At 47.6% G+C, this 22120-nt stretch carries 13 protein-coding genes; 10 read left to right on the plus strand and 3 right to left on the minus strand.

What is annotated here, in order from left to right; genetic code table 11:
* The first annotated feature begins 5 nt into the window (after positions 1 to 5).
* From D3H65_RS30080 to D3H65_RS30095, 4 genes are all read left to right on the plus strand, one after another.
* On the plus strand, positions 6 to 3494 hold the full coding sequence (locus tag D3H65_RS30080; protein WP_119053857.1) for a SusC/RagA family TonB-linked outer membrane protein: 3489 nt from the start codon (positions 6 to 8) through the stop codon (positions 3492 to 3494).
* A gap of 78 nt (positions 3495 to 3572) precedes the next feature.
* Positions 3573 to 5153, plus strand: a complete 1581-nt coding sequence (locus D3H65_RS30085; protein ID WP_119053858.1) for a SusD/RagB family nutrient-binding outer membrane lipoprotein — start codon at positions 3573 to 3575, stop codon at positions 5151 to 5153.
* Positions 5154 to 5257: 104 nt separating this feature from the next.
* On the plus strand, positions 5258 to 6619 hold the full coding sequence (locus D3H65_RS30090; RefSeq protein ID WP_162915879.1) for a glycosyl hydrolase family 18 protein: 1362 nt from the start codon (positions 5258 to 5260) through the stop codon (positions 6617 to 6619).
* A 118-nt stretch (positions 6620 to 6737) separates the two neighbouring features.
* On the plus strand, positions 6738 to 7700 hold the full coding sequence (locus D3H65_RS30095) for a glycosyl hydrolase family 18 protein (protein ID WP_119053860.1): 963 nt from the start codon (positions 6738 to 6740) through the stop codon (positions 7698 to 7700).
* 84 nt (positions 7701 to 7784) lie between these two features.
* On the opposite strand, the gene D3H65_RS30100 is transcribed toward D3H65_RS30095, so the two are convergent.
* From D3H65_RS30100 to D3H65_RS30115, 3 genes are all read right to left on the minus strand, one after another.
* On the minus strand, positions 7785 to 8876 hold the full coding sequence (locus tag D3H65_RS30100) for a hypothetical protein (RefSeq protein WP_119053861.1): 1092 nt from the start codon (positions 8874 to 8876) through the stop codon (positions 7785 to 7787).
* A gap of 78 nt (positions 8877 to 8954) precedes the next feature.
* Positions 8955 to 9956 carry an SPFH domain-containing protein gene (locus tag D3H65_RS30105; protein ID WP_119053862.1) on the minus strand — a complete coding sequence of 334 codons (1002 nt, stop codon included), beginning with the start codon at positions 9954 to 9956 and terminating at the stop codon, positions 8955 to 8957.
* Positions 9957 to 10616: 660 nt separating this feature from the next.
* Complete coding sequence (locus D3H65_RS30115; protein WP_119053864.1) at positions 10617 to 13124, minus strand: phosphocholine-specific phospholipase C; 2508 nt, start codon at positions 13122 to 13124, stop codon at positions 10617 to 10619.
* Between the two features lie 345 nt (positions 13125 to 13469).
* Here D3H65_RS30115 and D3H65_RS30120 point away from each other — a divergent pair, with 345 nt between their 5' ends.
* From D3H65_RS30120 to D3H65_RS30145, 6 genes are all read left to right on the plus strand, one after another.
* On the plus strand, positions 13470 to 16712 hold the full coding sequence (locus D3H65_RS30120; protein ID WP_119053865.1) for a choice-of-anchor tandem repeat GloVer-containing protein: 3243 nt from the start codon (positions 13470 to 13472) through the stop codon (positions 16710 to 16712).
* 150 nt (positions 16713 to 16862) lie between these two features.
* Complete coding sequence (locus D3H65_RS30125) at positions 16863 to 17456, plus strand: 2OG-Fe(II) oxygenase (RefSeq protein WP_119053866.1); 594 nt, start codon at positions 16863 to 16865, stop codon at positions 17454 to 17456.
* Positions 17457 to 17901: 445 nt separating this feature from the next.
* Positions 17902 to 18138 (plus strand): hypothetical protein, encoded by a 237-nt coding sequence (locus tag D3H65_RS30130; RefSeq protein WP_119053867.1) that lies wholly within the window; start codon positions 17902 to 17904, stop codon positions 18136 to 18138.
* Positions 18139 to 18391: 253 nt separating this feature from the next.
* Complete coding sequence (locus D3H65_RS30135; protein ID WP_119053868.1) at positions 18392 to 19159, plus strand: class I SAM-dependent methyltransferase; 768 nt, start codon at positions 18392 to 18394, stop codon at positions 19157 to 19159.
* A gap of 322 nt (positions 19160 to 19481) precedes the next feature.
* On the plus strand, positions 19482 to 20618 hold the full coding sequence (locus D3H65_RS30140; RefSeq protein ID WP_162915880.1) for a M23 family metallopeptidase: 1137 nt from the start codon (positions 19482 to 19484) through the stop codon (positions 20616 to 20618).
* Positions 20619 to 20758: 140 nt separating this feature from the next.
* Entirely contained in the window at positions 20759 to 22099 is a 1341-nt protein-coding gene (locus D3H65_RS30145; RefSeq protein ID WP_119053870.1) for a sugar porter family MFS transporter, read from the plus strand.
* Positions 22100 to 22120 lie beyond the last annotated feature (21 nt).

Here is a 22120-nt window from a genome sequence, read left to right on the forward strand (position 1 = left end):
TGCTTATGACCTACACAACTCATGCTGTGGGCAAAGTCCTCACTTTGCTCAAAAGCACCGTCATGCTTTTGTTTTCACTGTTACCTTTAACGGCTATTTCCCAGGAAGGGCAAATGGTGCAGATAGGTTTTACCGATACACCGGTAGAAAAGGTATTCAATGAAATTACCCGGAAGGCAGGCGTTCGTTTTGCCTATGATGCAGGCAAAGTCAACCTGACTAAAAAGATCACCCTTCAAACTGCCAACTACAAATTAAAGGACCTGCTCGATAAAGTATGTACACTGGCTGGTTTTACCTACCAGTTAAAAAACAACACGGTAACGGTAAAGGCCATCAGCACTTCCGGCGATGAGATCAATACCGTATTCAAAGGCAAAGTGGTGAGCGATACCGGCGAACCCTTACCCCTGGTGAGCATCAATAACCAGCGATTAAAAATAACCGTTGTGTCAGACAAGGACGGCAATTTTGAAATTCCTGCCCAGGTGCAAAGCCGCCTCGTGTTCACCTCCATTGGATTTGAAGATAAGATGATGCAGGTGGCATCCCTGGCTCAGCCAGCTGTGATCACCTTGAACTCTTCCGCTAAAAATTTGAATGAAGTAGTGGTGACTTCTCTTGGCATCAAAAGAGAAAAAAAGGCCTTGGGTTACGCTATAGGAGAAGTAAAAGGAGAATCCATCGACAAAGCCCGCGATCCCAATGTGATCAATACCCTGGCCGGCAGGGTACCGGGGTTGATCATCAGCAATACAGCAGGTGGTCCGGGTAGTGCGGCCAAAGTATTGATCAGGGGCAACACCGATATCACTGGCAACAACCAGCCGTTGTATGTGGTAGATGGTGTGCCCATGGACAATTCCAACTACGGCGCTTCCAGCAACGATAAATATGCTTCAGGTTTCGACCTGGGCGACGCGATCTCTGCTATTGATCCCAACGATATTGAAACCATTTCAGTGCTGAAAGGCCCCGCAGCTTCGGCCCTCTACGGCGGCCGGGCTGGCCATGGGGTTATTATGATCACTACCCGCAAAGGATCGGCACGCAAAAGCCTGGGCATTGAACTCAATTCAACAGCTACTTTTGAAACACTGCTTACCCGCGCCGATGATAACCAATACGAATATGGGCAAGGCATGAGTGGCAGCATCCCTACCAGTCAACTGGTTTCCCGCAGTACCCTGTTCTCCAATTTTGGGGCAAAGCTCGATCCCAACCTTACCATCCCTTCCTTCGATGGTGGTACAGCGCCCTATGGCCTGGTGAAAAACAACATCGAAAATTTCTTCCGCACGGGAACAACCTTTGCCAACAATATTGCCCTTACCGGGGGCAACGAGATCAGCAGTTTCCGTTTTTCTTACAGCAACCTGTACAACAACGATATCGTTCCTAAAAGCTACCTCAACCGTAATACTTTTACCCTTCGTGGTACCAGCAAACTGGGTAGCCAGTTGAACATTGATGTGCGCGCTACTTACATGAATGAGTATGTTAAGAACAGGCCCGGCCTGGCCGATGATCCCAGTAATATTGGTTTCAACTTTGTAGGCCTGGCCAATAATGTAGACCAGCAGGTCTTTGAGAAAGGGTACCAGGATCAGTTTGGCAACTATGTAGAGTGGGGAGGTGGTCAGTATCACCTCAATCCCTATTGGGTCATCAACCGCATGAGCAATATTACCCGCAAAGACCGGCTCATGAGCATCGTGCAATTGAACTATAATCCCACTTACTGGCTTTCCCTGCAGGGAAGGATCAACAATGATTTCACTTTCCTCGGTTTTCAGAAATTCAGCCCGCCCTCTACGCCAGGTTCACTTACCGGCAGGTTGGATGGCACCGATACCCGGTTCTCCTTTACTTCGGCCGATGTGCTGGTGACCATGAAAAAGCAGTTTGGTCACTTTGATGGTTCTGTCAACATCGGCGGCAGCATGGAGTTTTACCGCAACCGTGGGAGTGCTAAAGTGGGTACCAATATGGTGGTGATGGATGCCGTGGCTTTCAATAGTTTTAAGACCAATACCGTTACCGAAACTGATATCCGCAAGCGGACCAATTCTTTTTACTCTACGCTGAGCCTCGGATACCACGGTTACCTGTTTCTCGATGCCACCATCCGGCGTGATATCTCATCTTCCTTGCCGGTTGCCAATAACAGTTATTGGTATCCTTCCCTGGGCGCCTCTTTTGTAGTATCGGATGCCCTGGATATCAAAAGCAAATTTCTCAACTACTTCAAGGTACGGGCTTCTGCTGCCGAAGTGGGCAATGATACAGACCCCTACCAGCTAACCCTCAACTATGCACTGCACCCGCTACAACCTTCCAATACGGTCATTGGTTATATTGCCAATGCAGCCAATCCCAATGCCCTGTTGCGGCCTACCCGCACCCGTAGTTTTGAAGCCGGTACAGATATGAAGTTTCTCAACAACCGCCTGGGTTTTGAATTTACCTGGTATACCCAAAGTTCGAGAGACCAGATCAACTTTGTGAACATTCCCTTTTCCGGTGGATTTGCTACCCGGGTTATCAATGCCGGTACCATCTCCAACACCGGCGTGGAAATATTGCTGACTGGCAAACCCGTAGTCACCAAAAACTTCAGCTGGGAAGTGGCAGCCAATGCTGCACACAACAAGAATACCGTGAAGTCGCTGGCAGAAGGGGTTACCTATATCACCCTCTCCGATGCCCGCTGGCTGGGTATTTCTGTGATCGCAGAGCCCGATATGCCCTATGGCACTATGTTGGGTTATGATTACCAGCGCACCCCCGACGGACAGGTGATCCTCGACCCTACTACCCTGCAGCCACTGGCAGGTGATGAACGCGTATCGGTAGGCAAAGGCACCTGGGATTGGACAGGCGGTGTCACCAATACTTTCCGCTATAAGAATCTTTCCCTGTCGGCTGTCATTGATATCAAAACCGGCGCCGACCTGTTTTCCATGACCAACCTGTTTGCCGTAACACGTGGTCAGCACAAGATGACCCTGGCCGGCAGAAAAGAATGGATACAATCCGAAGAAGAAAGACTGGCAGCTGGCAAGACCCTCGATGAATGGATGGCTTCCGGCAATGCCAAAGGATACGTTCCCCAGGGCGTAGTACAAACAGGCACCGATCCTTCCGGTAAACCGGTATATACCCAGAATACCAAACCCGTTGACCCCAATACTTATTGGCCAGGCTATTATGGTGATGACAAAGGCATTGCGCCGCCCTTTATTTATGATGCCAGCTATGTAAAGATGCGGGAGATCGTAGTCTCTTACACACTGCCCGCCAGGCTGTCAAAGAAAATAAGCGCACAGGGTATCTCCCTTTCCGTAGTGAGCCGTAACCCCTTCATCATTTATAAGAACGTACCCAATATTGACCCCGATTCCAATTATAACAATGGCAACGGTCAGGGCCTGGAATATGGCTCCCTGCCCGGACGAAGAAGCTGGGGTATTAACCTCAATGTAAAGTTCTAAACCTAAGTCCTTATCAGGCTGTCACCCTGAGTAAGTCGAAGGGTGCCTTGAAACGGTCTCAACATAAATACAACTGGTATGAAAAAATATATCTGTTTTCTGGGTTTTGCAGTGATGCTGGTGACATCCTGTAAAAAATTTGGAGACATTAATACAGACCCTACCAAGTCTGCCAACCTCGATCCTGCTATTCAGCTGGGCTATGCCCAACAAAAATTTTCCGGTGATCTCAATGTGCAGGAAAGGCTCAACGTGATCCTTGCCATGCCCCTGGTAGGACAAATAGGCGGCGCCTGGGCCAACCAGTATGGCCAGTTTTATGTGAAGCAGGAACGCTATGCTTCCCTCCTGTGGGAAGATAACTATGTAAATGAAATAAAGAATATACTGGATGCCGAAGAGCGCACCCGCCACAATGAGGCTGCCATCAACCTCAATGCCATGTGCCGCGTAATGAAGGTGTATCTTTTTGCGCGTATAACCGACTTGTATGGCGATGTGCCCTATACAGAAGCTTCCGGCGCTTATTCAAAAGGAAAATCTGCTCCCAAATACGATAAGCAGGAAGATATTTATACCGACTTTTTTAAGCAGCTTGATACGGCGGCTGCTAATTTCAATGTAGGCAAGGATGTGGTCAACAACGATGCCTTTTACAAAGGCAGCGTGTCTAAATGGAAAAAGTTCACCGCCTCCCTGCGGTTGAGGTTGGCCCTGCGCCTGGCCAAGCGCAACCCCACCAAAGCAAAAGAGGAAGTACAAAAGGCTTACACAGCAGGAGTGATAAATACTGCTGAAGACAATTGTATGTTGCGCCACGACAATGTACAGAATGATTATACTGATCTGCGGGGCAACGGTATATCCGCAGCACTCAACCAGGGCGACCTCATCGGTTATAGGATGACCAGCACCTTTATTACCCATTTGCAAAACACCAATGATCCGCGTTTATATGTATTGGCCCGTAATTACCTCGACAAGCCATTCAAGCCCTTCGAGCGTGTTGATATTACGGAGCAGGTAAAAGCACAGGTTGGCTCCTTTGGGGTGAAACCGGCAGATTTTATTTGGGACAACTGGCAGAATACCATTTATATCAATACCCCCGATGCGCAGAATGTACCCGTTTCCAACAACGAACAGTTTATACAGGTAGCCAACTGGCTGATAGCGCCCAATGCCCCCTTCCTGCATATGGGCTATGCGGAAACCGAATTGTTGCTGGCAGATGCTTCCATCCGGTTCAATATCCAGTTGGGCGTGGCTGCAGTGGAGCACTACAAAAATGGCATGGCGGCTGCCTGCCGTCAGTTGACCATTTATCCCGGCGCTCCGGCCATCAATGATGCGGCCATCAACCAGTTCGTAGCCGATAATGCCCTGGCGCCAGGCAAAGAGTTACAACAGATCAATACACAATTGTGGGTAGCCTATTTTTTGAATGGCCCCGAAGCATATGCCAATCTCAGAAGGAGTGGGTTTCCTGTATTGCCATCTGGTTATAAAAGTGGTTATTCCGACGCCACCCAGATGCCCAGGCGTTTGGAATACCCCATATCTGAAAAGTCACTCAATGCTACCAATGCAGGCGATGCTATTACGCGTATGGGTGGCAAAGACGATTGGAACAACAGGGTTTGGTGGGATATGCCATAACAGATCCATGGTGGGTCGCCCTTCAAGGGTGGCTCACCATGGTAGACTAAAGCTGGCCAATGTTCACGAAAGCCCCCATTTTGAATATCATCAATCAACATAACATGCGTATCATACATAAAAGAATAGTCCCTTTGATCCTACAGGTTATTGGCGTTATGGTAGGTATCATGCTGCTGCAAGCCTGTAAGAAAGACATTGCCGATAATCCTGAATTCGGTCCCGGAGATTATCCACGTATCTTTTATGCCCAGGGTAATTTTCCCCAGGCCATCATCATCGATCAGGGTGGTTCTGCCAAATACGGCGGACTTACTTATTCTCCCGCCGGCAAGGTAAAGATCAGTTGGAAAGTGAATGATGAAGTAAAATCAAACGATACCAGTTTTACGTTTGTACCCACTACAGGCGGTGAATACAGCATCAAACTGGAAGTAGAACTCAATGGACTTGTTTCTACCCGTAGCTCGCAGGTGCTGGTGAAACCCGCTACTTATACGCGTAAGAACTTCAATAAGGTGGTGATGGGTTACCTCAGTTATGATGGCTTGGCTGCCGATGTAAAGTGGCCCTTTATTACACACCTGGCAGCGCAGCTCGGTAAGGTAAGTTCGGATGGAGTATTGGACATCACGAAGGGCAATGCCAACCAGTTGGCCGATGAGTTGGTGGCCAGGGGGCATATCCGGGGCCTACCCGTATTGCTTACCTTGTTTGGAAGACTGTCTCCCGTAGATGGCTGGGCCTTGTATGAAAGCGATGATATGGGTACAGCCCTCCGCGATGCTACCAGGCGCGCCGGACTGGTAACACAGGTAAAGAATTATATCACGGCCAGCCGCATGGATGGTGTGGATGTGATGATGACCGATTTCAATGGATCACCCAACTATAGTGCAAACCTTACGGCGTTGGGATTATTCGTAAAGGAACTGAGGACCGCTTTGCCGGCCAATGCGATCATTACCATTACCGCAGGCGCGGGATGGCAGCATTGGGAATACCCCGATCTTTCACCTGTAGACTGGGTAAATGTGCGGGCTTTTGAGGATGGGGTGCATGTAGGCCCAGGAGCACCCGTAGGGCAGGCTTCTTCGCTTGATTTTATGAAAACAGCTGCCAATATCTGGGCGCAGTTCCATGTAGCCCCTTCAAAAGTGGTAGTAGGATTTCCGGTGTTTGGACTGCGGTATACCGACCTCGATGCCAATGGCAATTGCCTCAGCTGGGGTTCCTATGATTATGCATCCTATAAAAGCATTCTGGCCATTGATGCTACCGCCGATACCAAAGAGTTTATCAATTCCGCCAAGGGCATTTATTACAATGGTGTTCCCTTGATCAAACAAAAGGCTGATTTTATTAAAGCCAGTGCTTATAAGGGTATGTATGGCTGGTACATCGACGGTGATGCTGCCGATACCACCAAATCATTATTCCGTACAGCCTTCAGGGCGTTGAATTAAAGCCCTGATTATGTCCCCCTTCTGTCATCGAATCACCCTTTTTTGTCATTTCGAACGCAGCGCAGCGGAGTGAGAAATCTGCTATCGAAGCAAAGGCTTCGGAGTTAACCATTCACTTATGAAGATCACCCATACAATACTATTCCTCCTCCTCCTGTCCTGTACCAAAACCACGGCGCAGAAGGAGCCCTTTATGGTCGGAGGATACGTGCCTTCCTGGAAGGATGGTGCTACCATCGACTACAGCAAGCTCACTCATGTATTTTTTTCTTTTGTGAAGGCCAATCCCGATGGCAGCATCCTGGCCTTCACCCCGGAAGAGCAGGCATCGTTTAATACCTTTAAGACCCGCTCGGCTGGTAAAACCCGCTTCATCAGCCTGGGTGGTGGTGGCGATCAAACCTTACCCGCAATGGCCGCTACAGCAGCTGCCCGCGATAAGTTTGCAGCCGCCTGTGTACAATTCTGTATAGACAACGACCTGCAGGGAGTGGATATGGACTGGGAACAGATCAGGGACGATGCCAATGCTACTAATTTTGAAGCGTTGATGAAAGTGCTGTCCGAATTATTGCATGCCCGGCAATTACTACTGGTGGCCACCGTGGCCCATGGATGGGGTGGAGAATATTATAGTGCACACGCATTGAAATATGCCGACTGGATACAACTCATGGTATATGACCAGGCAGGCTCCTGGGCTGCCAGTCCTTATGGCAACCATGCTACTTTCCAGCATGTGTTGGATGCCGTAGATTTTTGGAAGCGCAAGGGCTATACTAAATCTTCTCAAATGGTGATCGGGCTTCCTTTCTATGGCTATAAATTTAAGAGCGATGCCGGTGGCCTGGCCGACCAGGTGCCCTATAATGAAATTGTTAACTGGTTTCCTTTTCTGGGCCCTGATGCCAATGAACACAACCTGGTGGTGTTTAACGGGCCCGCCCTCATCAAAGAGAAAACCAGTTATGCCAAAAGAAAAGGCTTCAAAGGCGTAATGATCTGGGAAGTAACACAGGATGTACCCGCCGATCAGCCTAAGTCATTATTGAAAGCCATTGAAGAAGCTGCGAAAGAGTAGGGTAGACAATAGGAAAAAAATAATAGTGCAGAGGTGACACCTTTCCCCTGTTACGCAAACGAAAGGTGTCACCCCTAGACTTCTTTACTGCCCCTGCGTAAAGAACACAATCGCAATAATGATCAACAGTACCACCAGGATGGTAAGCACCACTTTGGCAGTGGAGACGGGTTTCTTGCCATGGATCTTGCCCGTTTGCCCATTGATCAGGAAATGATAGGTCTTACTTTTATACGCGTAGGTGCATATCCACAGCGGTAAAAGAATATGCTTATAAGTCTGGTTGGAGTAGGAGGTATCTACCTCTAAGTTGCGATACGTATCGATCCGGCAAAGATCGGCGCAGGATTCATAAATAGCATCCTTCATGATCGCCTCTGCTTTCTCATACCCATCATTCACTGCAATGTCGTATACATCTGCCTGCCAGCCTGATAAATATTTCGCATCAAAGTTTACCAACTCCTGCAATTGATAGGGGAAAATGCTTTCATATTCATTTTGCGAGAGCTCTGTAGCGCCGCCAATCAGCACATCATCAAAGAAATGGTCATAGGTGCCGCTGCGGTAGATCCATTCCGTTTTCTGTACCTGCTTCGACTGGCGGTTGCCCTGACTATCCGTATAATATTCTGTTTCGTAATAATGACGGCCGCCATAACCACTCCAGTTGCTGTTGGTTTGCGCATCATAGGTCCAGAAGGGAAGGTAGATGCCGTGCAAAGCATCGTGCCTGGCAAATTGCTGCAGGTCGCCCGGCGCCCACCAGCCTTTCCCCAGCCAGGTCTTAAAAATAGCCAGCGACTGTTGCCGGTCCACCATAAAAGGGATCATGCCCGAGGGTTGTATGATCCTCGTTTTATAAGCTACCGGGTTTACCGCTTCATAGTTACAGAAGCTGCAGGTAAAAGTGGGTGTTTCTGTGGTGAATACAGATTGAGAACCGCAGCGGTTGCACTTGTATACCAACTGTTCCACCGTAACAGTGGGATCTGTAGCACCGGCAAATTGTTGCTTCAGGTTGTTTTCCCTGATCAGGTCTGTTGCCTTGTCAATCGCTACCTTGGTGCCGCAATGTTCACATTCCAGTTGCTGCAGCTTAGGACTAAAATGTAATTGTGAATTACATCCCGGACAGGGAAACAGTAATAGGGGAGCTGTCTGTACTTGTTCCATGAATTAATCTCGTATCGATCTGGTAAATCATCACAAGGGTGGGTCGCTTTACAAAAGCGGCTCACCCTTGAAAGCTGTTTACAATTTGCCTAGTATCTCTGCTTTCTTTTGGTTGAATTCCTCTTCCGTTAAAATACCCTGCGCTTTTAATTCACCCAATTGTTTAAGCAGGTCCACCAACTTTTGTTTTTCATTGGGGTCTGTAACAGGGGTGTTGTTATTGGCAGCGGGCTGTTGCTGCTGTTGCAGCAGGTTGGTGAGGATCACGCCGGCGCCAATACCAGCTGTGCCTGCGGCACCTGGATTATTGGCCAGATTTTCAATGGCGATGCCCCCCTGCATTTGGTTGAACTGGTTCAGCTTATCCGACAACATATTCAACTGCGTGGTTTTGTCCAGCATCTTCTCTACCTCTTCCGGCAGCGTTACATTCTCTATATAGAATTTGCCCAGTTCTATACCCCAGGCGTCAAATTCTGTTTGGAAGATCGGTTTCAGTTTCTCTCCGATCTCCGTGAAGTTGGCTGCCAGATCAAGCACCGAAATACCGGCTTCTGCCAGCCCTTCCGTCAGCTTACTCACGATCGTATTCCTCAATTGCTCACTAACACCCTCAATCCGTACCAGCGGATTGGTGCCTGCAAATTCCTTGATAAACTTCTTGGGGTCGATCACCCGCATGGTATAAGTACCGAAGGAGCGCAGCCTTACCTGCTTGAATTCAGGATCACGTACGATTATCGGATTGGAAGTGCCCCACTTCAGGTTGGTAAACTGTTTGGTGCTCACAAAAAACACATCTACCTTAAAAGGCGAATCAAACAAGTATTTCCACGACTTCAGCGTAGTCGTAATGGGCATATTCTTTGTGCTCAGCTCATGCCGCCCTGGAATATACACATCGCCAAACTCACCTTCATTCATCAACACCGCTACCTGCGATTCCCGCACCGTAAGCTGTGCTCCGTTCATGATCTTATTGCCCTTGTCGGGAAACTTATAGATCACCGTATCACTAGTGTCGTCTACCCAGTCAATGACCTCAATAAACTCGCCTTTAATAAAATCAAACAGTCCCATAGAAGTTGTTTTATAGAGAGAAAAGGTAATAATTTATACAGTTAGTAGCACAGTGAATTGAAAAATTACATTTGTCGGTGTTAAATATAAAGCGAATCTTGTTTGGTTTGTATTTTATTGGTTACCATTATGTTATGGTATTGCTTCTGGTGGTTTCAGGGAATTGATTAGATTTGTGCTACTTAAAAATGCTTCATGCAGGCGAAAAAGAAAGCTATATTGATTTTAGACTGTTCTGTTGGCGATTTGACAGCTCAACTGGAAAAGACGCTGAAAACAGCGTTGGCAAAGAAAGCCACCATGAACCTGCCCTTGGTATATAGGAACAGTTTCTGCAAGCAAAGCAATCAATTCATACACGAATATCCCAACGGTAAAAAGCTCCTCATTCAACAGAATAGCAAAACTTCTGAAGAAACTATCCTCAGGGAATTATAAGAATGAATGTTGAAAAACCACATTTATTCATAGTTGCCGGCCCCAATGGTGCTACAAGACTTGAAAAAGAATGTCCCGCTTGGGTTGAAGACTTCATAAAGGCTAATAAAAGTAGTCGTAAGAAATAAATGCTTTGGGTTATATTCAAAAGGGCCGCAAATTTTTGATTTGCAGCCCTTTCTCTTTTCTTCTTAGGCTTTTCATCGCTACGTCTGGTTTACTCTACACCACCCCGCCCATCAGCGGATCGGTTTTTGAAACCGCGCCTGTCTCTACGTGGCCGGCAAAGCGTTCTTCAAAATGTTCATATCCTTTTACCACAGCGCTTACATCATACCACTGGAAAGAGGATGATAAGTTAACGGGTATAGTGATGGTGGCGCCGGCAGCCAGCGACTTTACTTTATTCCCAGTCTTGTAATGGTTGTCCTGGATAGTCACCGTATGCGCTTTGCTATCCTTATTGGTTATCTTGATCACGATATTACCCGTGAGTTTATTGTTACCTGTTTGCTCATACATACAGGTGATCGTCACCAGCGGATTGTTGCTATTGCCCTTGAACTCCCGGAAAAAACCATTAGGGGCATACACCCGGAGGTGATAATCTCCTTTATCAAATTGATTGACCTGCCATTCATCCTGTAAGCGATCCCCTGCTTTCACCGAATAATCCCAGGCACGCATCTTTTCATTTTCATAAGCATTTACCGCATACACCCGGAAAGGCAGCCCCGTTGCTTTTTCTCCAAAAACTTTATTACCTGCCTGGAAGGTCAATTCAAATTGCCCCTTTGCCTTATTGAATTGTCCGTCTGTATAGGCTTCATAGGGAAGCGCACAGGCTGCGCGCACTCCTTTTTCCTGTTTGGGCAACAACGGCGTTTGCAAGGGATTGGCTTGCACTTGCTCAATTTCAGCAGCAGACAGCTTCCTGTAATTGGCAGGCATTTCTTTGAACTGTGCCTGGTGAATACTTTCAATAAATGGATCTCTTTGCAGGAAGACCGGGCTTTCTGTTTTCTCACCATTATAAGGCCGGAACACAGAAGTAAGGTCACCGCAAATGGTGCGTCTCCATTCAGTAATGTTCTCTTCTTTTATTTTCTTGTTGAACTTCTTAGCCAGGAAATTCTCCAGGAACTGCAAAGAGGAGGTATGGTCAAATACTTCCGAATTTACAAAGCCTCCCCTCGACCAGGGCGAAGCAATGATCATGGGTACACGGTAGCCCAATCCGATAGAAGCTTCCCGCAGTCCGCTGGCATTGGCCGAAGGATTTGTTTGCTGCTCCTTCGTTACAAAGTCCATTTTGGGATCGATACCTTGCGATACCTTACCTGTATGTTCCTTATAGGGATTGGGTACCACATAAGGCGCCATATGATCGAAGTAGCCATCGTTCTCATCATAGGTTAAAATGAAGATCGTTTTCTTCCACACTTCCGGATTCTGCAACAGTATTTCCATGGCCTCACTCACATACCAGGAGCCATACCAGGGATTGCCCGGGTGGTCGGAGAAATTCGCAGGCGACATCAGCCAGCTTACCGTAGGCAGGGTGCCATTTTTTACATCTTCCCTGAACTGGTGGAAAATATCCCCTTTTGGTATATTCACCGTTCTTTCTGTACCATTATCATTATACTTTAAAGAAGTGAGCTCATGGAAGAATGGATCATTCGTATTCGTGCTGAATGCTTTTTCGTTCAGGGCTTTCAACTCCTTTGACAGCTTCTCATAACTCTCAGGAGTGAATTTCGTCATCGCCACTTCAATACGTTCCAGTACTTTTTTTGCAGCCGCCAGTCTTTGCGTATTCCTTTCGTCGCCGGTTTGTTTTTCCAGCTCGCTGATCTGCTTCAGAATACTCTCTTTCTTCGTTTGCAGATTGGCAATACCACCGGCATGTAACCGTACATTGTACTGCTTGAAGTATTCCAGGATATTCGTGCCGAAATTGCTGAGCCAGGCGCTTTCTTCCCCCTTCAGGCCATAACCCATCGTGAGCTCATTCTGGTACACTTTCCAGGAGATGCCGTTTTCTTCCAGCCGCTCAGGGTAGGTTTTCCAGTCCAGTTCAGGATATTCATAGTTGCTCACATTCCACAAATGCGCAACCGCAGCAGCTTCATTACGCTCTCTCACTGTACCCGTCATCCAATAGTGCCGGTTGGGATGCGTACCCGTGATGCTGGAACAGAAATTATGATCACATACCGTAAAGGCATCAGCCAGCGAGTAATAGAAAGGGAAATCCGAGCGGTCGCAATAACCCATTGTCAACGGCATATCGCCAAATGCCTTGTTGCGGGCCCTTTTCGTTTCCAGCCATTTGTCATACTTGCCATTGTTCATAGCATCCGTCTGGTCTGTCCAGCCATGGGGCAGCGAGCCCATCCAGGCTACCTTCGTATCTTTTACATTGAGGTGGAAGGGTGTATACGTGTCGCCGGTTTTATTGGTTTGCAGCCATACCGGGTTGTTATCGGGCAATTGAATAGCGCGGGGATCATTAAAGCCCCTTACTCCTTGCAGCATACCCAGCTGGTGATCGAAAGAGCGGTTTTCCTGCATCAGGAAAACGATATGTTCTGCATCATAAAAAGTGCTGCCCGCAGCAGGATTAATGGCCAGGGCTTTTTGAATAACAGGTGGCAACGTATTAAAGAAAGCGGTACCGCCTGACAGCAAGGCCGCTTTTTTCAGGAACTCCCTTCTTGAATCCATAGAGATTATTTTTTTAAGGCCCGCAATATATTGACTTCTATACAGGTCGATAGGCTACAGGGCAATATAAAGGAAAGTATAATATTCACTTAACACCAGCACGTTATATTCTAACATTTTAATGCCCTCTTTAATCTGCCACACGGGATTTCTCTGACAATCATCTTTCCTTTTTCATGTCTTTTCACTCCTTACCTCGCTGCCTCATTGCCTTGTTGCCTCGTTGCCTTATTGCCTGTACGCCTCGTTGCCTTTTTCCGTTAACCCAAATCCCCTTTCCGTTAAGCGGTCGTCAATCAACCAGGCCTCTACTCCTAATTTGGTGCTCCTTTAATACTTGATGATATGAAAAAAATGTACACGATCGTTTATTGCCTGCTGGTCTGCATCAGCAACAATATGGCCCAGGGCATTTACCAGTTCTGGGGTATTGCCGATAAGGGTGGCAACAATGACCAGGGCACCCTGTTTACCACCAAATATGATGGCACCGGTATCCGGGCATACGATGCTTTCAATGTGCTTACACCCGGTGGACAGCCTTATGATGAAGGATTGATCGCTGCAAACAACGGCAAGCTATATGGAATGCTGGCCAATGCGGGCAAACGGAGCTGGGGTATCCTCTATGAATACGATCCCGTGACCTATACGTATACCAAAAAGATCGACTTCTATGATTATGGCTTCCGTGAACCCGAGGGCACCATGGTGATCCACAGCGGTCTCCTGTATGGTATTATCGGCGGTGGAGGTCTTACAAAGGGGGCCTTGTTTGAATACAATCCCACCAGCAATGTGCTGACCATCAAACACATTTTTCAGGGTCCCGGCATTTCGCCCGAGGCCAACATCACGGTGGCCTATCATAAAATTTATGGTACTACCTACGCCGGAGGGGTAGATGCGGGTGTGATCTATAGCTTCGATCTGGAAACGGATGTATATACCAAGCTGGCCGAATTTCCCCATGCCCTGGGGTATTACCGCAATGGCCCCTTACTGGAATACCAACATAAATTATACGGTACAACGGTTGCCGGCGGCGAGTTGAATGACGGCATTTTATTCAGCTTCGATCTCAACACCAATGTGCTGAACAAGAAAGCCGATATGGCTTCCATCGGGGCCGGCGAGGCTTCAGGTGGCATGGTAAAGTTCTTCAACAATGGTAACAAATTCTACGGCGGTACACGCGAGGGCGGAGCTAACAATGCAGGCGTTATTTATGAATACGATCCCCTGGCCAATCAATTGACTAAAAAGATCGACCTCAGTCCAGCCATTGGCAGCTATATCAATGGCGCCATGGTAGTATATGATCAAAAACTGTATGGGCTTGCCCGTTCCGGGGCTTCTATGGGGCAGGGCACTTTGTTCAGGTACGATCCTGTGCTGAACCAATACCAGCCCCGGCTCATCTTCCAGCGGGAATTTTCCGGTGCTTTCCCCGTAGGTACTTTATGCCTGTACAATGAAAAATTGTATGGGTTTGCCAACGAAGGAGGGGCCAACAACGAGGGGGCACTCATTGAATACGATCCCGATATAAACGGCTATCAAAGGCGGATAGACCTGGGTTCCAGCAATGGCCATTTACCCATTGGCAAACTCACATATTATAGTGGCAAGCTCTATGGCGTTACAAAGTCCGGAGGCAATTACAACAGAGGGGTTATCTACTCCTATGATATCGCTACCCACACCTATTCCATCCGGCACCATATGACCACAGCTACCGGCAATGTGGAGGATCAGGGAGGAATGATACTCTTCAACAACAGGTTCTATGGCGTAACCCATTATGATGATGGCAATGAAGGCGTGTTATACGAATTCAATCCGCTCAATGATCAATATACCGTAAAGCATTATTTCGTACAGGAAACAGGCATCATGCCTTATGGAACACCCGTGTACTACAATGGCAAGCTGTATGGCACCACTTCAGCGGGAGGGGATAATCTCAATGGTGTGCTCTACGAATATGACCTCGCATCCGGCATCTACTCGGTAAAAGTAACCTTTGGCGGCGCCTTTGGTCGATGGCCCGCATCCGCACTCACCCTGCACAATGGAAAAATGTACGGCACTGCTCCCGCAGGAGGGACCGATAATTTAGGTACATTGTTTGTTTACACACCGGCTGGCAACGGTTTCCAGAAACTATACGATTTTACTTCAGCAGAGGGTAGTTATCCACGAAGTGCTGTGGTCGTGTTCAACAACAAGCTCTACGGTACTACCAACAGGGGTGGCTCGCTGGATGACAAAGGCGTATTGTATTCCTATGACCTTGGTACAGGTGTATATGCCAAATTACACGTGTTCAATGCTCCAGGAGGAAAATATCCCTTTGCAAACCTGGCCCTATTGAATAATAAACTGTATGGCATCACCCAGGCAGGCGGTGACGTATACGATGGCGGCGTGGTGTATGAATACGATCCGGTGATGAATAGTTATGAGGAGAAATCCGCTTTCAATGTAAGCAACGGTTTTAATCCAACCTACACCCAGCTTACAGCTGTGCCTGCACTTGTAGCACCCGGCGCTCCCGGTTCCTGCATACCCGGTGGGTCGGCGCTGATCAATACCACCAACAATACCAGTTGGGTGTCCTTTACCGATGAGGAAGGATATGCAGTAGCAGAGATCAATGCCAATGGCAATAACCTGGGCAATGTGACTGTTCAGTTCTATACCCACAATGGTACTACACGAAAAGATGCAGCCGGCCGGTTGTACCTGGATCGCAATATCAGCATTACTGTGACCAATCAACCGGTAACACCAGTGAGCGTTCGCTTTTACATACGCAAAACAGAATTTGAATCACTGAAGAATACTCCCGCATCGGGCCTCCTCAATGTAAGCGATATTACACTCTTCAGGAATGAAGCAGCCTGCTCCAACGAAGTGGGCGCAAAAGCTTTGCCATTGACGACTACCGTCACCACCTGGGGCCTGGATTATGTGTATACAGCACAGGTGGATCATTTTTCTTCTTTCTACTTTGCCAGTAAGGCTTACGCTGCCTTGCCGGTAAAGTTGGAATATTTTAAAGGGATCACTGAACCTGCTGCCAATAAGCTGCACTGGAAGGCTTCCTGCACCGAGAACACCAGCTTTATAGTAGAACGTAGTGCAGATGGCATCCACTTTAGCCAGGTAGGTATCGTACAGGCTACTGTGGCCGATTGCGGTAATCCTTTCCAGTTTCCCGATCAGGATCCTCCGGCAGGTAAAGCATATTATCGCCTGCAAATGAAGGAAAGCAATGGAGCTGTTACTTATTCCTCCATTATTATATTGGATCGTGCGCAGGGTCAATCCTTGACCATACAATTGACGCCCAATCCCGTAACAGGTTCCAACGCCATCTTTAGCCTGTATTCACCTGGCACTATAACCTTGCCTGTATCCATCTATGATGCCACCGGCAGACTGGTGATGCGTGCGCAATGGCAGTTGCAGAAAGGTAGCCAGACCAGAATGATGGATGTGCAAAAACTGCTGCCAGGTGTATACCAGGTGGTATTCCAGGAAGGAGCAGCAATAAAGCCCATCCGTTTTGTACGGCAATAAGGAAATGTCAGCCTGAGCCTGTCGAAGGCGTCTTAAGGAGGCGCCCTTTAGGGACAGGCTCACCCTCACAAATCATTTAAATATGCTTACCTTAGGCCCCCTTCATAAGTAATACCGTGGTATAACTTTTAAGCTGGAGGTGTTTGGCTGATGAACGACAAATTTGAAGCGCTGATCGATAGTTTCATGGGTAATGGGATTGGGTTGTGTGAGCATTTTCTAACGCAGGAATTAGCTGACCACTTGCAGCAAAACTTACTCAACCTCGACGGGGATCAGAAGATGTATGCTGCCGGGATAGGTAACAGCGTGGTAAAGGATCATACCCAGAAGAAAAGAGGAGACAAAATATACTGGCTCGACAAGAAGAACAAGGATATCCATGAATTGGCTTTCCTGGACCAGGTAGAGCAGTTTATTGATTACCTCAACAGAACCTGTTATACCGGTATCAATGCCTATGAATTTCATTATGCCTTGTATGAAACGGGCAGCCAGTACCACCGGCACAAAGACCAGTTCCAGAACAACCAGGACAGGAAGTTCTCCCTGATCAATTATTTGAACACCGGTTGGGAAGAAAAGGATGGGGGAGAGCTGATCATTTACACTGCGGATAGTTCCCAAAAGATATTGCCCACCATGGGGAGGGCCGTCTTTTTCAAGAGCAGCGAACTGGAACATGAAGTATCCCTTGCCTCCCGGCCACGCATGAGTATTACGGGATGGCTAAAGAGTGTCTGATCCATTCATATAGATACTATGGAAAGAAGCGGTGAACATTCACCGCTTCTTTTTTTTAAAAAACCGGATGGCAAAATCTCCTGTATAGTTCTTATTATTATGATGGTAAACTGGCGCCCTTTCCAATTATTTTAGACCGGGTGCCGATATCGATGGTCCTTATTATATGGTGAAGCCACTCTATACTATCCGCAACAGCTATAAAAACAATGTTACCGGCAGCAGCAAAAGCTGAATCGGACTACACTTACATTTGTTGTACCGTATTCCTTCTTTTGACAGGGAATAATAAACAAGTCAATTGCAGGACATTCGATTACGGGAAACCCCTCGTTTTTTTTACGGGGTATGTACCCGGATAATCACGGTTTTTTAGATATATATCAACGTGATCCATTTCCGGTAAGTTGGTTTGTTGTATTTTCATGCCATAACGCTTATCCCTATGACATTGATCACAAGTACCGAAGTAAAGAAGTTTCTGGAAGCGGCTACGCCACAAACTTCCTCCCGTATGAAAGCTATTGCTGAAGCGCGCACTGCCCACATGGACTTTAATAGTCTATACAAGTATGTGAGCACCCAGTACAACGACAATATTCCTCCTGATGTATTACAGTTACTGCAGGAAGAAGCACAATATTTCGCCGCCAGGTACAATGCCGATGCCAACGGAAAATAGCATCGCATCAGTATAGGCCAACGGTTTCCATCCATCCTATAGATAATACTTACCTGTAGAAGGCTTGTCGCACAAGAAACTTTCTACAGGTATTTTTTGTTTAAAAACCGGTGCCGGAATACCCATTCCCCATAGATTATATAGTAATATTTTTATATGCTATGGTGGCCTTATTTATAGTTGATTTACAATCATTTAAGAAAAAAAAGAGCTTGTTATTGCATACCTGCAAACTCATTCGTTACTTTGTTCTATGCAACAGTCATCAATTTCATATGAATACGAGCGTATTGCAGATATAAAACGCTTGAAATTTATCGCGGAAAGCCTTGGAAAGGCCATTCCTGCGGGTGGGAACATCCTGGATGTGGGATGTGGTAATGGTGTGATCAGCAGGCACTTAGGCCAGTTTGGCTATAATGTGCTGGGCATCGACATCAGCGAAAAGACCATCGAAGTGGCCAACAGCAAAAACACTCTTCCCAATGTAAGGTTTGAAGTGATCAGCGCCGAAGACCTCATTGCCCAGGGCAAGCAGTTCGATGCCGTGATTTGCAGTGAAGTACTGGAGCATCTCCACCAACCTGAAATTTTACTGAAAACCCTCTATAAGTCATTGAAAGATGATGGTACCCTGGTGGTCACCGTTCCCAACGGAAAAGGTCCGCGGGAAGTATTTGTGACCAAACCGATGTTGAAGGCCCGCAGCAATCCCAAGTTGCAGAATTTCCTCAACCGGGTAAAGCGGACCCTGGGTTATAAGGGTACCACCGTACAGTCGCAGGCCGATAACCTCGATCACGTGCAGTTCTTCTCCCAAAGCGACCTTGAAAAGCTGGCTGCCGCCAACCGGTTTAAGATCGTTCGCTTCAGCAAGACCAACTTCATTGAGGATGTATTCCCTTTCTCCATGGTTACCAAGCGGGTAAAAGCCCTGCAGGCCCTGGATTGCAAGATCGCCGAAGTGCTGCCCTACGGCATGACCGGTGGATTTAACACCCTGTGGAAGAAAGTCGTATAAATAGTATATAAGTCGATCTCTTATAGGAGCCCTGCCTGTCCGGCGGGGCTTTTTGTTGGGGTCAGGTTCATACCACATGGCCTACTTGTTTTGGGTTAAGCCGTAGATAAGCCGTATATAAACTGTATATAAGCCGTAGATAAGCTGTCCCTTTAAGAGGCGGCTTATCTACGGCTTACCTACGCTTTTTGTATATTTTACATATATGTTATCTGGAAAAATGGTAGCAATAAGGCACGGCCCAGGGGTGAAGCATTCAAACAGAAGAGCAGGTATTACCAGCGGCTTGCCGTCTTGAATGAAAGGCGCTACATTTAGTGCTATGAAGTTTGTACGCATAAGGGCTATGCTTCTTGGACTGGCAGTCATTGCTGTAAGTACAGTTTGGGGTCAACAGCAACAGCCAAAGGAGCCCTTGGAAATAAAGAGCCTGTTCAATCCTCAGGTGGTGTTGATCAGTGGTAAACCAACCATGTATTATGAACTGCACCTGTTGAATAGTTCAGGCGATTCCCTGTTCCTGCAATCACTGTATATAGCAAACCAGGATAGCGCATGGCTGCGCATCATAACGAAAGATGATCTGTGGAAACGATACGGCACGGGAAAGAAGACCAAAGACCCGCAGGAGCTGATCCTTCCTCCCCACGAAAGTGGCATCCTGTATGTGGAAATGAAGGCGCCGGGCAACAAAGCCGGTGCGCTGCTGCACCAGCTTACCTATACAACCATCCGCCATCCCACGGCCGGCCTGCGCACGGCCTCCTTGCCCCTTATCCGGTATGAGCCAGTTACGCCACTGGTAATAGGCCCGCCACTAAGAGAAGGCGCCTGGGCAGCCGTATACGATCCCGCCTGGGAGCGTGGCCATCGTCGTGTAGTATATGCGCCGGATGGTCAAAGCAGGATACCCGGCCGCTTTGCCATCGACTTCATCAAAATGGATGAGCAAGGAAAATATGCCAGCGGCGATGAAAACGATATAAAGAATTGGTTGGGTTACGGCGCCACGGTAATAGCAGTGGCCGATGGGGTAGTAGCTTCCACCCTGAATGATTTTCCGGAGAGTAAAACTTTGTCTGCTCATCCTTCCTGGCCTTCCGAAAAAGCTACCGGCAATTATATCTCCCTCGATATTGGCAATGGACATTTCGCATTTTATGAACACCTGCAGCCGGGCAGCATCAAAGTAAAACCAGGGCAAAAAGTAAAAAAGGGAGATCCTATTGCGGCGCTCGGTTTTACGGGTCAAACTACCGGGCCGCATCTGCACTTTCACATCGCCAATAGCAATTCGCCACTGGGGGCTGAAGGCATGCCCTTTGCCTTTAAAAGATTTACCTTGTTGGGCAGCTGGTCCGATTTCAGTCAGTTTGGCAAAGCGCCGTGGATACCTGCACAGAAGGTAATTGTGAAAGAACGGCCGGCGCCCAATGCAGTGATCAGGTTTCAGCCTTGATCAGCAGTTTATTGTTTACTCTTTCTTAAACTTCCCCGGCGATACCACAATTCGTAATAAAGTCCATCTTTTACCGCTTTTTTTCCATTGTCCTTTGCATGGAATAAGCTCATTTTTGTGATCACAACTGCTTAGCCATTATGCAAACGACGCGATACCCATTTCAGCACGGTTATATCCTGGCCCTGTCATTTATCTCCGCATTGGGCGGCTACCTGTTTGGATTTGATTTTGCCGTTATCTCCGGCGCACTCCCTTTTTTGAAAGAACAGTTTTCCTTTAATGAATATTGGGAAGGTTTTGCCACCGCATCACTGGCATTGGGCTGTGTGATCGGTTGTATCGTGGCAGGCACAGCGGCCGATAAATACGGGCGGCGGCCCGGCCTCATGATCGCGGCTTTCATCTTTTTAGTGTCTTCCCTGGCCATGGCTTTCTCCGCCACCCGCGGCGTGTTTATCAGCGCCCGTTTTGTGGCCGGTATTGGTGTAGGCATGGCTTCTATGTTGTCGCCGCTTTATATTGCAGAAATAGCTCCCGCAAAGATCCGTGGCCGGATGGTGGCTATCAACCAGCTCACCATTGTGATCGGCATCCTCATTACCAATATTGTAAATTATTCATTGCGCGATCATGGACCTGACGCCTGGCGATGGATGGTAGGCTTGGGTGCGGTACCCTCCCTGTTGTTCCTGGTAGGCGTGGCCTGGTTGCCGGAAAGTCCCCGTTGGTTATTGACCAGGGGCCGGGACCAGAAAGCAGCCAATATTCTTTCCAGGATCGGTGGTACCGACTACGCCAGAGATACCATGCAATCCATGGCCAATACCGTGAAAAGCATGGTTAAAGTAAATTATGCTTCCGTATTGGAAAAGTCTGTATTGCCTGCTGTAGTGATCGGTATTGGCCTGGCAGTATTCCAGCAGTTCTGCGGCATCAATGTGGTCTTCAATTTTGCCACCACCATCTTCGAAAGTGTAGGTTTTAGTCAGGATGACCAGTTAAAGCAAACTGTATTCGTGGGCATCATCAACCTCGTATTTACTTTCCTGGCCATGTGGCAGGTAGATAAGCTCGGGCGAAAACCCCTGATGCTTTTCGGGGCAGCAGCACTGGCTGTCTTATACCTGGTGAGTGCTTTCTTACTACAACAAAGATCACCGGCAGCTGCCTGGTCACTACTGGCCGCCATTGCCACCTATGCCATGTCCCTCGCACCCGTAACCTGGGTCCTCATATCAGAAATATTTCCCGATAAAGTGCGGGGTGTAGCCACCTCAGTAGCCGTTATCTCCCTCTGGTTGTCTTATGCCTTGCTGGTATTTACTTTTCCCATCCTCGCCAGGAAGATGGGCGCCTTCACCCCCTTCTATATCTACGCAGGAATTTGTGTAGCAGGGTGTTGGTTCGTATGGCGCAAAGTGAAAGAAACAAAAGGTAAATCATTGGAAGAACTCGAGAATATATTCACCGGGCATTAAGAACAGGCATTAATGGTTGCT

The sequence above is a fragment of the Paraflavitalea soli genome, assembly GCF_003555545.1.
Classification (GTDB): Bacteria; Bacteroidota; Bacteroidia; order Chitinophagales; family Chitinophagaceae; genus Paraflavitalea; species Paraflavitalea soli.